The organism is Desmonostoc vinosum (genome assembly GCF_059505385.1).
The window spans coordinates 1-13,701 of record NZ_JCACKM010000084.1 but is presented as its reverse complement, the minus strand read 5'-3'; the positions used below and the strand labels follow the sequence as shown (position 1 = coordinate 13,701).

Genomic DNA, 13,701 nt, shown 5'->3' with positions numbered 1-13,701 from the left:
AAGTTTATGTATCAGCTAGAAGAAGAATTTTTTGATGAAAATCAAGATATTGCAATAATTGCTATGTCTGGACGTTTCCCAGGCTCAAATAGTATTGAGCAATTTTGGCAGAATATCCGAGATGGTGTAGAGTCAATTCATTTTTTCTCAGACGAAGAATTACTAGCTGCTGGTGTCAAGCCTGAACGTTTGAATAACCCTAATTATGTAAAAGCTAGCGGAACTCCTTCAGATATCGATATGTTCGATGCTAGTTTCTTTGGCTGTAGTCCTAAAGATGCTATGGAAATAGATCCGCAACAACGATTGTTTTTAGAATGTGCTTGGGAAGTAATAGAAAGGGGTGGCTATAATCCAAATGTCTACGAAGGTTCAATTGGGGTTTATGCAGGTTGCAGTATTAATAGTTATTTAATCAACAACCTTGATTCTGAATCTGACCTTGGTTTACGGGTGTACCTTAAAGGAGGTGACAAGGATTATTTAGCAACGCGTGTTGCTTACCATCTAAATTTAACTGGGCCTGCTATTAGTGTTCAAACTGCTTGTTCGACTTCATTGGTAGCAGTTCATATTGCTTGCCAAAGTCTGCTTAATGGAGAGTGTGACATGGCGCTAGCAGGTGGGGTTTCTATTTTTGTTTCCCAAGAACCAGGATACCTATATCAAGATGGGTTAGTTGCTTCACCAGATGGTCACTGTAGAGCCTTTGATGCCAAAGCCAACGGAACAGTACCAAGTAATGGCATTGGGATTGTACTCCTCAAAGGACTTAAAGATGCAATTGCTGATGGTGATTATATCTATGCAGTAATTAAGGGTTCAGCTATTAACAACGATGGTTCTTTAAAAGTAGGCTACACCGCGCCCAGTGTAGAAGGTCAAGCAGCAGTGATTGCAGAAGCTCATGCTGTCTCGGGAGTAAACCCAGAGACAATTACATATGTAGAGGCTCATGGTACAGGAACACAACTGGGAGATCCTATTGAAATTGCAGGTTTGACTAAGGCTTTTCAACAGAGTACGCACAAACAAGGTTATTGTGCTATTGGTTCAGTAAAAACTAATATAGGGCATTTGGTTACAGCAGCAGGAGTAGCAGGACTGATTAAAGCTGTGTTAGCTCTCCAGCACAAGTTATTACCTCCTAGTTTAAATTTTGAAAAACCTAATCCTAAAATTGATTTTGCCAACAGTCCTTTTTATGTCAACACAACTCTTGCTGAATGGAAAACCGATGGTACTCCTCGTCGAGCAGGAGTTAGTTCTTTTGGTGTAGGGGGAACTAATGCACATTTGGTACTCCAAGAAGCACCAAAACAAGTTAAGAGTAAAAACTTATATGACAGACCATTACAAATACTAACGCTATCAGCAAAAACAGAAACAGCACTGCAAGAGTTAGCCACAAAGTATTACAAATATCTGACAACTGACACCGAAACAGAACTAGCAGACGTCTGCTACACAGCAAACACAGGACGTGACCACTTCAATCACCGACTAGCAGTAATTGGGGCCAGCAAACAACAATTAGCAGAAAAACTGCATGAATATCAAACTACTGAACAGATAACACAGGTAACATCAGGACAAATCACTAACACAAGCAACCCAAAAAAAATAGCATTTTTATTTACAGGTCAAGGTTCACAATATGTCTTCATGGGAAGACAACTCTATCAAACCCAAGCAGTATTTCGTGCAGCCATAGACCAATGTCAGCAAATCCTCGCTAGTCAATTAGAATATCCTTTACTAGAAATACTCTACCCATCGACAAGCGAAGCACAAAGTCTATTGCCAATTAATCAAACAGCCTATACCCAGCCAGCACTATTTGCACTAGAGTATGCCCTCGCTCAATTGTGGCAATCATGGGGAATCAAACCAGATGTGGTAGTTGGTCATAGCGTTGGTGAATACGTAGCCGCAACCATAGCCGGAATTATCAGTTTAGAAGATGGTCTCAAACTGATAGCCGCCAGAGGCTCGTTAATGCAAAAGTTGAATTCTGAGGGCGCAATGGTAGCAGTGATGGCATCAGCGCAACAAGTGCAACCACTGCTGAGTCAGTATCAAAACACAGTTTCCCTCGCAGCAATTAACGCACCACAAAGCGTAGTCATTTCCGGGGAAAAGACCGCAGTTGCAGCAATTTCTCAGCAGTTGGAATCTCTTGGCATCAAAACAAAACCCTTGCAAGTATCCCATGCGTTTCATTCACCATTGATGAAACCGATGCTGGCAGAGTTTGAAGTAATTGCCAATCAAATCACCTACCATCAGCCGCAAATCCCGTTGATATCCAACCTGACTGGAGAGATTGCAGATGAGCAGATCACAACGGCGCAATATTGGCTAGCTCATGTACTGAAGCCGGTGATGTTTGCTCAAAGTATGCAGACTTTGTCAACTCAAGGTTATGACGTGTTTTTAGAAGTTGGACCACAACCACATTTGTTGAGTATGGGACGGCAATGTTTGCCGAAACAGTTAGGTGTGTGGTTGGCTTCGATGCGTGCTGGTGTTTGTGAGTGGCATGTGATGCTTTCGAGTTTGGCGCAGTTATATGTCCAAGGTGTGGCTATTGACTGGTCAGGATTTGAGGGCGATTCTCTGCGTCAAAAGGTGGTTTTACCCACCTACCCTTTCCAACGTCAGCGCTACTGGATTGAAATGGGTAATGGACGTTATCAAGATCAGTCTATTACATCGGAGAATAATAGTTCTCTTATCATTAATCTTATTAAGCAAGGAGATATAAAAGCATTAACTCAACAACTTAGCACAGTCGCAAATCTCTCCCAAAGCGAAGTTGATTTATTGCCTAAACTACTAAACCTGATAGTTCAACAACATCAACAACAATTAACAAAAGTTAGCATTGAAGAAATTCCCTTACTGCAACATAAATCTGTAAAAAAACTTGAACTACTCCAGGAACTACAAGCAGTTCCTACAGTAAAATATAAACAAACTTTAATACAATATCTACAAAAGCAAACACTCCAAATACTACAAATTAATGCGTCTGAAATTGATACACAACAATCCATCCTAGAATTAGGTTTTGATTCTTTAAGTGTTATTGAACTGAAAAATCAATTGGAAGCTCAATTAGAAGTAACTATACCTGCTGGCGAAATTATGCAAGGGCCCAGTATTATCGAACTAGCAGAACAGCTTACTGAAAAAATCACTCAAGATAGTTCTACCTTAAAGAAAGCATCTTTCCAAAATGAAATTACAGAGTTAGCTAATCAAAGAGCAAGTTGGGTTGCATACTATAAACCTAAGCCTAATAGTTACCTACGCCTGTTTTGCTTTCATCCCTGGGGGTCAAGTGCTTCAATTTTTAAAAAATGGTCTGATGAATTACCACTAAATATAGAAGTTATACCAATTCAACTTCCAGGTAGGCAACAGCGTTTAAAGGAAAAACCTTTTACAGATTTTGCAGCTTTAATCCAAGTTTTAGGAGACTTGATTCATCCTTATCTTGATAAACCTTTTGCTTTTTATGGTCATAGTATGGGTGCTTTAATTGCTTTTGAACTTGCTTACATTGTAAAAGTAAAATATAACATTAACCCACAATATTTGTTTTTGGGTAGCGCTCAAGCAATATCTGATATTTCTTTTTTAAAGAGAATTAAAAATTGTTCACAAAATCAAATTTTAAATTATCTTGTGGAGATTTCAGAAATTCCAGAGGCTATTTATAATGACAAATCACTTTTTGAAGAGTTGATGGAGATTTTTAAAGCGGATCTGCAACTACTACAAAGTTATGACTATAAGGAGCAAGAGCCACTAGATTGCCCAATTTATGCTTTTGGTGGTGTGGATGATGCTTCTCTTAGTGAAAAGCAACTTTCACTGTGGTCTCACCATACTCAAAATACCTTTAAGCTGCAAATGCTTCCTGGTAAACATATGTTTTTGAACAATAGCCAAAAATCTCTGTTAGATATAATTTCTCAAGAAATCTTAAAAATTAATAGGAATGAATAATCAATTTTTTCGTAACACTGAACAAAAACTAGAAATTGCTATTATTGGTGCTGGAATCTCTGGTTTGTGTATGGCAATTAATCTAAAGAAAGTTGGTATTAACTCATTTAAGATTTTGGAGAAAGCAGAGAGTTTAGGTGGCACATGGCGAGATAACACTTATCCCGGTGCTGGTTGTGATGTTCCATCTTTCCTGTATTCATTTTCTTTTGAGCTTAAATATAATTGGACACAAAACTACCCAAAACAATCAGAAATACTTGAATACTTAGAATATTGTGCTGACAAATACGGTATTAAGCAACATATTCAATTTAATACTGAAATTATTACAGCAATTTTTGAACAGGAGCAAGGTATTTGGAGTATTTATACCCATCACAATGAAAAGTTACAAGCTAATATTTTAATCAGTGGTTGTGGACAATTGAATCGCCCAAAAATACCTAATATACCTGGAATTAATACATTTCAAGGAACTCAGTTCCATTCGGCACGCTGGAATCATCAGTATAATTTAAGAGGTAAAACAGTGGCTGTAATAGGTACTGGTGCAAGTGCCATTCAGTTTATTCCACTAATTGCTAAAGAAGTGAAGAAGTTATTTATTTTTCAAAGTAGTGCTAACTGGATTTTAAATAAGCAGGATCATAAATTTACTAAATTTCAACATTGGATATTCAAGACGTTTCCATTAACAGTTAATTTATATCGATTATGGACTTATCTGACTTTAGAGTTTTTGCTTGTGAATGGCATTCTTCAAAAAGACGGCATTACGGGAAAATTATTTGCTGCCTACGTTAGTCGTCAGAGACATCAAAAAGTAAAACAGGCAACGCTTCAATCAGTCCTAGAGCCAATTTTTCCAGTTGGTTGTAAGCGAGTTTTGCTATCAAATGATTATTATGAAACGCTTCAGCAAGCCAACGTTGAAGTTATTATTAGGCGTATTAAGGCTATATGTACTAATAGTGTGTTGACTCAAGATGACCACGAATATGCAATAGATACTCTTATTTTTGCTACTGGTTTTCATGCTAACAATTTTTTATTGCCTATAAAAATAATTGGTCTGAATAACCAATTATTAGAGGATAAATGGAAAGATGGTGCTGAAGCATATAAAGGTATTATGATATCAGGATTTCCTAATTTATTTATGCTTTATGGGCCAAATACTAATACATCAAATTCAATTATATTTATGATTGAATGCCAGGTTCGTTATATAATTTCCTGCATTCAGCTAATTCAAAGAAAATCGTTCCAATTTTTGGATATTAAGCCCAATAAGCAATATTTATTTAACCAAAAACTACAAGCTGCTGCTGCTAAAACTGTTTGGAGTAGTAATTGTACTAATTGGTATAAAAATGAGCAGGGTAAAATTGTCAACAATTGGCCTCTATCAACATTATATTATTTACTAATAACTTTTCGAGCTAGTTTAGAAGATTTCTACTGCTTTGGTAAAGATAAAAACTAAGTTAAAATAAGAAACATTATTGATTAAATTAAAAGGTTATAAATTTGGTTTTTTGAAAAACAGTAGCTTATTGCTACAAGGTTAAAGGAAATGGTGAGGGTTTTTATGAGCAAGTAGAGAAGTTGAATTAGTATGTAAAATCTGAGTGGATTTAACAAGGTAATCAAGAGTGTGATTTTCACGTTAGTGGGACAAAAATCTTAATTATTCTTGATAATACTAGATATCATAAAAAGAAAGATTTTTGCAAAAAATTGAGCAAAATTTACCTAATATATATATAATTGCATTTTTTACCTGCTTATAGTCCTGACTATAACTTGATTGAACTTGTATGGCATTCAGCAAAGGAATATATAGCGCATCGATTATTCCAGTCAGTTTCGGAGCTAGAGGCATTATTAAATTGCTTACTTAACCAGGGCAATTCAATTATAAAATAGCACAGAAAGATTAAGAATCGAGGTAGCGCTATTATTGCAAGTAAAATGTGGAAGAAGATTTAAAAGGGGATTAGCAAAAGAGCCAGATCCATTAGAATATAAGCAAAAGCATGAAGAACTAGCATTACTTAAAAAACTGAAAAATTCCGATTTTGGAGAAAAATACACAATTAATTTTGCATAGGTACTTACTTATTATTTGAAAACTGTACACAGGAGTTAAATAATGAATTTATGGTTTCGTCTATGGTGGTATTGGTTAATCATTGTTACTTGCGGAGTAACTATATTTAGCATTAGTTTGGTTATTTTACCAGATCTTATGCAGTTGTTCTTTAACACAATGTTCTTTTCACCCTTACAAGCACATACTACCTTTGATGAAATCGTATATTCTTATATTAAATTTTTGTATGGCGTACTTGGTGCTGTAATGGTCGGTTGGAGTATTAGTTTACTCTTCATCCTTATAGGGCCATTTTATCGTAGGCAACGTGAAGCGTGGTACGCCATGATAGTATCAGTACTCGTGTGGTTCATCTTGGATAGTTCGTTGTCTATATCAGCGGGATTTTGGCAGAATGCTGTTTTCAATACTGTATTTCTCGTATTTTTCGCAATTCCTCTGGCAGCCACGTATCGATATTTTCAAAAATGATGGTTCTTCAGGACTTATTATGCCATAGTGTGGCATCTAAAGGTATAGTGACAATAGATGAAATAGAAAGAATGTTAAAAGACGCATCTGAAGATAACGGTGATTTAAAACCTGAAGACTTAAAAAGACTTGGAATTGATGAGATAGCTCTAGTGAAAGGAAAGGGAAATTACTGTGCTTGCTGTATTAATAGATGAATTATCCAGGGGACATAGAACAGGGAGATTTTCTAGAGTACCTGGTGAAATAGGGGTTTATACATGGGATTCTAAGTTGATAGCAGAATGAATGATGCTGGAATTAACGGCGATCGCCTAGATACATGATGCTTGACCGAATAAACAAGACCGCTTCATAGCGACGGGAGAATTTAAGATTGATGGAAACTGTCAGTTAAAATAATAAGAGTAGTTATGTAAGAGTGCCGATGAATATCAGTATTGATATACCTGATGAGGTGCGCGTTTATGTAGAGGCACAAGTGATGACAGGTACTTAATAGTAGCATTGGCGAATATTTTTTAGATTTGGTGAAGCAAGACCAAAAACGCAAAGCACAGGCGAAATTAGAAGCACTCTTAGCTGAAGGTATTAATGACCAAGGGCAGGAAGTAACACCGGAATATTGGCAAAATTTGCGTTCTACCGTTTTAGATCAGAACAGCATGGAGAACCCAAACGACAGATGAACTATCGTTTAATTGTCAAAGACCGGGCAACGCAAGATTTACAACATCTGGCAAACTATATACTGGTCAATGGCAATGCAGATGTAGCAGGTAAATTTTTAGACGCGGAGATAGGGAGACGCGGGGACGTGGAGAAATTTTTATGATAAGTGATTAGCCGGACATGATATGACCAGATTTTAGGGAACGAGCAGGATGTAGAACGATTTGTTATCTCTGCTTGCGATCGCATCTCTTGTTCTCTCATTAGACCTATCCGCAAAATGCTAAACGTATGATATTAATAGGTTTGAGCCATTATTTGGGGTAGGCGATCACTGGCTTGAGTTTGACGAGTGAATAAGGATTTCAAGGCTAATAGTCACACTTTTATCAAAAGTTTTACCAAAAATAGAATTAAATATATTTAATTTTGAATAGCTACTGTTAACTATTAAGAGCTAATATAAACACCTGATTCATCCGGAATCGAACTAACCCGCAAACAGTCATAATTACCCGATTGTACTTCTTGTGCCCAAGGCGAAATCTTTCACTAGCAATTTTAAATATTTTTATTCTACCTATCAGATGCTCAACACCTATTCTTCTTGAAGACAATTCTTTATTTTCTTCTTTTTGGATTTCAGTAATTTCGTTGTTTTTAGTCTTTTTATGAGGCGTTGCTATCGCCGCATCCCCCTTATAAGCTTTATCCCCTAAAAATTTTTGTTGAGGAGCAAACTGATCACGCCTGACTCTAAATAAATTAATATCACTTGTCTTACCTAGCTTTCCAACTATTACATCAACAATATCTTCTCCATTTGGTAAAACAATAAATTGATTTTTAACAGCTTTTTCTATTGTTACAACTATTCCTATACCTTCGACCTCTTGACAATCTAACACTTTCATATCGGGAAGATTCAGTATTTCTTCTACAGTAAATTTCATAGCGTTCGCTTAAAATTTTAGTAGACTACAATTTATATTGTAACGTCAGTTTTATTTGATAATATTTGAAAACTTGTAAACTATTATAATATGTGGACTTTAACCATTTTTTATCTTAAATTGTAGTTGTTAAAATCTAGTTTATTTTAATTTTTGCCATAAAAGTAGCGGAAGAACCGAAAAATCCTGAATTAGCGCAGGCGTTTGAAGAGGCGAAACATGATGCTGAAGCGCAGAGTAAGTTTCTTCGGGAGTCGGGGAGATTTCCATTAACTGCGATAGGGGATATCAATACTTATGCTGTTTTCGCTGAGACTACGAGAAGGTTAATTTTATCTGATGGGAGAGTAGGAGTTATTGTTCCTACTGGAATCGCAACTGATGACACTTGTAAAAAGTTTTTTGGAGATTTGACGCAGAAACTCGTAAGTCAAATTCTATTACGCGAACGGTGAGCTGTATCTTAAAGATTACGATTATCGTATTTGGTTGGAATTATACAGGCAATTTGTAATTTCTGGTGTCCTCCTTTTTTGAGCCGGGCGATCGTTTCTAGCAGTTGGTTGGTGCCAAGATAGCACTTATATTGTGTTTCAACAGGAATAATAACGTGTGAAGCAGCTACTAGGCTCATAATGCTTAGTATTCCTAGAGAAGGCGGACAATCAATCAAAATATAGTCATACTGGTCAAGTACATTTGAGAGTGCAAACTTGAGCCGTTGACGGTTATCAATGGTCAGGTCATGGAAAATCTTTTGCTCTGTACCTGCTAATTGGATATTTGTTGGTACAAGGTGTATTCCGTGAATCTGTTTTTCCCATATATACAGGGGAGTTTCTTCAGCGATCGCACTATAAATAGTTTGCTCGGTTTTGAGCTTAATTTCCCCTAATCCCATAAAGGCTGTTAGTCAACATACTCAAAGTAGAGTTACGCTCGAATTTATCACAAACCCGCCAAAAATATCAAAAATGCAGACTATTTGCCACACAGTAGTTGCATGACACTGTGGATGAAGGCACTTGCCGTTCAAACCGCCACAAATGGCGGCGCTCAACACAGCTTGACTAACATAAACTGTTAGAGAGAATTGAACTTAATGAAGAAGGATTAAACTGAATGAATAACAGCCCCATGAACAACAACCCTGCCACCCCTCCTGCACAATGTCCCTTCCGGGGAACCCGCATTGGCGGCGCGCTCGGCTCCAAGCCACAAGTCGATGATTGGTGGCCGAACCGACTTCAGGTCGAACTGCTTCACCAAAATTTGCCCCAAGCTAACCCACTGCGAGATTTCGATTACAAAGGAGCCTTCGCGAAGCTTGACTTTGAACAGTTGAAGAGCGATATCAAAGCGCTGCTGACCGATTCAAAGGACTGGTGGCCCGCCGACTATGGGAATTATGGACCTCAAATGATTCGCATGGCGTGGCACTCAGCAGGCACCTACCGGATCGCGGACGGTCGGGGTGGAGCGAGTCAGGGTATGCAACGCTTCGCACCCATCAATTCGTGGTGGGATAATGGAAACACAGATAAATCACGACGGCTGCTCTGGCCCATCAAGCAGAAATATGGTGCGGCACTAAGCTGGGCTGATCTGATGGTTCTGACGGGCAACTGCGCGCTCGAAATCATGGGGTTTAAGACCTTCGGTTTTGGTGGCGGTCGCATTGATGCCTGGGAGGCGGATCGCGCGACATACTGGGGGCCGGAGTTCTGGAACGGCGATCCGGTTGACGATATCAAGGAACACCCTGGTCATCCTGATGAGATGGTCACTCGCACGATTCGGTGGGTTGGGAAACCGAACGAGGAATACTACGACCTTGAGAACCCGCTAGCAGCTTCGCACCAGGCGCTAATTTACGTCAATCCAGAGGGTCCAAACGCTGAGGGCGACCCCTATGGCTCGGCGCGAGACATTCGCGAGACGTTTGCGCGGATGGGCATGAATGACGAAGAGACTGTCGCGCTGATTGCAGGTGGTCATGCCTTTGGCAAAAGTCACGGCATGGTCTCGCCGGACAAGATCGGTCCAGCACCGGAAGCTGCGCCGATTCAAGCGATGGGCTTGGGGTGGCAGAACCCTGAAGGCACTGGGTTTGCCGAATATACAATGACGAACGGGATCGAAGGATCGTGGACTCCAAACCCGACCCAGTGGGATAACAATTACCTCACCAATCTTTTTAAGTACGACTGGGAACAAACAAAGAGTCCAGTAGGTGCGATTCAGTGGAAGCCGAGCAATGCTGATGCGCCGAAGACACCGGATGCCCATCAACCGGGCGTTGAGCATCCGTTAATGATGATGACTTCAGACATTGCGTTGAAAGTCGATTCGACCTATCACGAGATCTGTCAGCGCTTCTTGGGTGATTTCGATTACTTCAGCGATGCGTTCGCGCGCGCCTGGTATAAGCTGATCCATCGGGATATGGGTCCGAAAACGCGCTATCTTGGTCCGGAAGTCCCAGAGGAAGATCTGATCTGGCAAGATCCAATTCCGGCACTGGATCATGATGTCGTTGATGCCGCCGATATCAATTTTCTTAAGGATAAGATTTTAGCGAGTGGACTCTCGGTTTCGGCGCTCGTGTCAGCCGCTTGGGCAGCGGCATCGAGTCACCGCCATTCCGACAAGCGCGGCGGCGCAAATGGGGCGCGCGTTCGCCTCAATCCTCAGAAAGACTGGGAAATGAACCGCCCGCAGGAACTCGGCGAGGTGCTATCGACCCTTGAGCAAATTCAGGCGGACTTTAACAGTACTCAGTCGAGCAGCAAAAAAATCTCGCTAGCAGACCTGATCGTCCTCGGTGGCTGTGCTGCGATCGAGAAGGCCACGCAAGAGGCTGGGTTTTCTGTTGCCGTCCCGTTTACTCCGGGGCGGATGGATACGACTCAGGATCTGACAGATGTTGAAATGTTTAATTGGCTGAAGCCAGTTTCGGACGGTTTCAGAAATTATCACAATGAGGCGGTTGGCTATAAGGTGAAGCCGGAGCGGATCTTCCTGGATCGGGCGCAGCTCCTGACGCTGACCGCGCCCGAATGGACGGTTCTGGTCGGCGGACTTCGCGCCCTCGATCAGAATTGGGACTATTCAAAGCACGGTAGCTTCACTGACCGACCGGGTGTCTTGACCAATGACTTTTTCCGTGTCCTGACAAGTATGGACTACGAGTGGAAGCCTGTTGACAATCGGGAGATGTTTTTTGATATCTGCGATCGCGAAACCGGTGCAGCGAAGTTCACCGCAACCCGCTGCGATCTCATCTTCGGCTCGAACGCCCAACTGCGTCAGATTGCTGAAGTCTATGGCGCTGATGACGGTCACGAGCGGATGGTCAAGGACTTCGTCGCAGCCTGGAACAAGGTGATGATGCTCGATCGCTTCGACGTTGGCGCTGAACAGACCCGCTAAAGTCTTGAGCGCTCAACACGCCCGAACTCCACGGGTGTATCGCTGCGCTTTGAAGAACTCACCGTGGATAAGAACGCTGCTTATCCACGGCAAGAGGAACCTTGCGCTTTGGATTAAAGCAATACGAACGAGATTATCTCGTTTGTCACTTATTTTAAGATATTTATCTAAAGATTTAGTGGGTGTTTCTTTCCGCCATACGGCAGCTGATCGCGCGTAGTGTATGGGATGGAGGAGCGGCATAAACACAACTTGGGGATGAGGTAGCGCTTGTGCCTCATTGGGCATGACTGCAACTCCTTACGGCTAAAGTTAAGTTCTTCTGCAATGATCGCAAAATATTTCAGATGCCGTAATTCCATGAATTATATTCGGTATGCCTAAAAATTATAGCTATCAGAATTATAAAGTATTGGACTCTCAGTTAAGTAAATATGTATTATTAAAGACAAAGAACTAATTTATGCACGGTTGAAAACCGATTGACGCGCGGCTATTTGCGCGACTGCTATCCGAAGCGATGCAAGAATGAGCGATCGCGTTGCTAATTCAAAGAGCGATATTTTGAACCATCCGGCATAATCGTACCTTCGAGGAAAGCACTTCTTAATTCATAATCGCTGACTTTAGCATTTTTGAGATTAGCACCAGTTAGGTAGGCTCCCTCCAAGTTAGCACCATTCAAACTAGCATCCCTCAAATTAGCACCACTCAGATTGGCATGACTCAAATCTGCATAAATCAAATTAGCACCGCTCAGGTTGGCACTACTGAGATTAGCTTGACTCAAGCGAGCAAAACCCAGTTTTGCATAACTCAAATTTGCACTACTAGCCTCAACACCAGCGAGAAGTTTTCCCAGTGCAGAATGTTCATCAGCTAAGATAAAAACGGTTGACATAATTTAAGACTGTACCAAGTGCGATCGCCCAGGTTGGTAGTGTCCAAAAAGTCTTGCTTAATTGCTTGGGAATTTTTTTGATAACTTCAATTAAGGATCTCAGCCATAACAGATAACGATCCTTACGCGGTAAGCTTTTTATACCTCTCTGAGATTTCCTCGATCTGGTACGGCTTCTTAAAGGCTGTCGCGATCTTTCGGTTTGAAATTGTTGAGATTCGCTTGGTATTTGTGTGCTTAATTCTGAAGGTTAGCGAATGTTTGCTTTTTTTGTCGGCGAGACAACTTTTGGCTCAGATACAGATTCGACTCTTGCACCTCTTAACATCTGTTGCGTAATCGTTGTTAAGGCATTTTTCCACGCTCTATTGAGTTCAGGAGTCCAATTTTCCTTGTGATACTGCTCAAAAGTCAACAGCAGCATTTTGTTGATTGTGCCGTAGTGTTTAAGCTAATCAGCATTTAAGCTGCAAAATAGCTAAAATTACCTTTATTTTTGATTTTCCGATGCCACTTAATTACTAACTCGCCTTGATTTAACAGCTTATCTAGCAGTGTTTTCAATTCGTCTACTGATTTAAATAAGCGATGAGTAATATATTCTGGTTCTTCCGCTAATTTTATGGCAAAAATTAAAATAAATTAGATTTTAACAACTACAATTTAATATAAAAAATGGTTAAAGTCTACATATTGTAATAATTTACAAGTTTTCAAATATTATCAAATAGAACTGATGTTACAATATAAATTGTAGCTTACCAAAATTTTAAGCGAACGCTATGAAATTTACTGTAGAAGAAATACTGAATCTTCCCGATATGAAAGTGTTAGATTGTCAAGAGGTCGAAGGTATAGGAATAGTTGTAACAATAGAAAAAGCTGTGAACTATTGTAGTTGTCCGACCTGTGGAAGAATCACTCAAAGTATACATCAAAATCATTGGCGAACAATTAATGATTTATCTTGGAGTGAAAAAACAGTTTTATTAAAAATAAATCGTCGCCAATTCAAATGTAATAAATGTAAGAAAGTCTTTAGTGAAAAACTAGATTTCGTTGAAAAGAATAAAGCATATAATAAGAGACTAGCGGTTGATGTAGTGCAACAAGTATTAAATAGCAACATTCATAGC

The 13,701-nt window shown here is 39.8% G+C and carries 11 protein-coding genes and 3 pseudogenes; 9 read left to right on the top strand and 5 right to left on the bottom strand.

Annotation, left to right across the window (positions count from 1 at the left end):
• Window positions 1–6 precede the first annotated feature (6 nt).
• The 7 genes and pseudogenes from AC5JMF_RS14425 (at window position 7) to AC5JMF_RS14395 (ending at window position 7,442) form a co-directional block, all read left to right on the top strand.
• A complete protein-coding gene (locus AC5JMF_RS14425; protein WP_495796412.1) occupies window positions 7–4,017 on the top strand; it encodes a beta-ketoacyl synthase N-terminal-like domain-containing protein in 4,011 nt (1,336 codons plus the stop codon).
• Window positions 4,010–5,506, top strand: a complete 1,497-nt coding sequence (locus tag AC5JMF_RS14420; RefSeq protein ID WP_495796411.1) for a flavin-containing monooxygenase — start codon at window positions 4,010–4,012, stop codon at window positions 5,504–5,506. The genes AC5JMF_RS14425 and AC5JMF_RS14420 overlap by 8 nt, the downstream gene beginning before the upstream one ends.
• A 71-nt stretch (window positions 5,507–5,577) precedes the next feature.
• Window positions 5,578–5,949: pseudogene (locus AC5JMF_RS14415) on the top strand (transposase); the annotation flags it as partial.
• Between the two features lie 343 nt (window positions 5,950–6,292).
• Window positions 6,293–6,607: a hypothetical protein gene (locus tag AC5JMF_RS14410; RefSeq protein WP_495796410.1), complete on the top strand. Its 315-nt coding sequence runs from the start codon at window positions 6,293–6,295 to the stop codon at window positions 6,605–6,607.
• Window positions 6,608–6,627: 20 nt separating this feature from the next.
• Window positions 6,628–6,798: pseudogene (locus AC5JMF_RS14405) on the top strand (ISL3 family transposase); the annotation flags it as partial.
• A 339-nt stretch (window positions 6,799–7,137) separates the two neighbouring features.
• Window positions 7,138–7,296 carry a hypothetical protein gene (locus AC5JMF_RS14400; protein WP_495796409.1) on the top strand — a complete coding sequence of 53 codons (159 nt, stop codon included), beginning with the start codon at window positions 7,138–7,140 and terminating at the stop codon, window positions 7,294–7,296.
• Window positions 7,293–7,442, top strand: coding sequence for a hypothetical protein (locus AC5JMF_RS14395; RefSeq protein WP_495796408.1), 150 nt, complete (start codon window positions 7,293–7,295; stop codon window positions 7,440–7,442). Before AC5JMF_RS14400 ends, AC5JMF_RS14395 begins: the two co-directional genes overlap by 4 nt.
• Before the next feature lie 280 nt (window positions 7,443–7,722).
• Here AC5JMF_RS14395 and AC5JMF_RS14390 read toward each other — a convergent pair whose 3' ends face one another.
• Window positions 7,723–8,142, bottom strand: a complete 420-nt coding sequence (locus tag AC5JMF_RS14390) for a transposase family protein (RefSeq protein WP_495796419.1) — start codon at window positions 8,140–8,142, stop codon at window positions 7,723–7,725.
• 553 nt (window positions 8,143–8,695) lie between these two features.
• Complete coding sequence (locus AC5JMF_RS14385; RefSeq protein WP_495796407.1) at window positions 8,696–9,133, bottom strand: ParA family protein; 438 nt, start codon at window positions 9,131–9,133, stop codon at window positions 8,696–8,698.
• Window positions 9,134–9,354: 221 nt separating this feature from the next.
• On the opposite strand from AC5JMF_RS14385, the gene katG reads away from it, so the two are divergent.
• Window positions 9,355–11,664 (top strand): catalase/peroxidase HPI, encoded by a 2,310-nt coding sequence (gene katG / locus AC5JMF_RS14380; RefSeq protein WP_495796406.1) that lies wholly within the window; start codon window positions 9,355–9,357, stop codon window positions 11,662–11,664.
• A 544-nt stretch (window positions 11,665–12,208) separates the two neighbouring features.
• Here katG and AC5JMF_RS14375 read toward each other — a convergent pair.
• From AC5JMF_RS14375 to AC5JMF_RS14365, 3 genes and pseudogenes are all read right to left on the bottom strand, one after another.
• Window positions 12,209–12,565, bottom strand: a complete 357-nt coding sequence (locus tag AC5JMF_RS14375) for a pentapeptide repeat-containing protein (protein WP_495796405.1) — start codon at window positions 12,563–12,565, stop codon at window positions 12,209–12,211.
• Between the two features lie 250 nt (window positions 12,566–12,815).
• Complete coding sequence (locus tag AC5JMF_RS14370) at window positions 12,816–12,989, bottom strand: hypothetical protein (RefSeq protein ID WP_495796404.1); 174 nt, start codon at window positions 12,987–12,989, stop codon at window positions 12,816–12,818.
• 38 nt (window positions 12,990–13,027) lie between these two features.
• A pseudogene (locus AC5JMF_RS14365) lies at window positions 13,028–13,168 on the bottom strand (IS630 family transposase); the annotation flags it as partial.
• 179 nt (window positions 13,169–13,347) lie between these two features.
• On the opposite strand from AC5JMF_RS14365, the gene AC5JMF_RS14360 reads away from it, so the two are divergent.
• A partial coding sequence (locus AC5JMF_RS14360) for a transposase family protein (RefSeq protein ID WP_495796403.1) occupies window positions 13,348–13,701 on the top strand: 354 nt, incomplete at its 3' end.

Coding starts and splice junctions, on each gene's coding strand:
- AC5JMF_RS14425 (WP_495796412.1), top strand. CDS start 7: ATGTATCAGCTAGAAGAAGAATTTTTTGATGAAAATCAAGATATTGCA.
- AC5JMF_RS14420 (WP_495796411.1), top strand. CDS start 4,010: ATGAATAATCAATTTTTTCGTAACACTGAACAAAAACTAGAAATTGCT.
- AC5JMF_RS14410 (WP_495796410.1), top strand. CDS start 6,293: ATGTTCTTTTCACCCTTACAAGCACATACTACCTTTGATGAAATCGTA.
- AC5JMF_RS14395 (WP_495796408.1), top strand. CDS start 7,293: ATGAACTATCGTTTAATTGTCAAAGACCGGGCAACGCAAGATTTACAA.
- AC5JMF_RS14385 (WP_495796407.1), bottom strand. CDS start 9,133: ATGGGATTAGGGGAAATTAAGCTCAAAACCGAGCAAACTATTTATAGT.
- katG (WP_495796406.1), top strand. CDS start 9,355: ATGAATAACAGCCCCATGAACAACAACCCTGCCACCCCTCCTGCACAA.
- AC5JMF_RS14375 (WP_495796405.1), bottom strand. CDS start 12,565: ATGTCAACCGTTTTTATCTTAGCTGATGAACATTCTGCACTGGGAAAA.
- AC5JMF_RS14370 (WP_495796404.1), bottom strand. CDS start 12,989: ATGCTGCTGTTGACTTTTGAGCAGTATCACAAGGAAAATTGGACTCCT.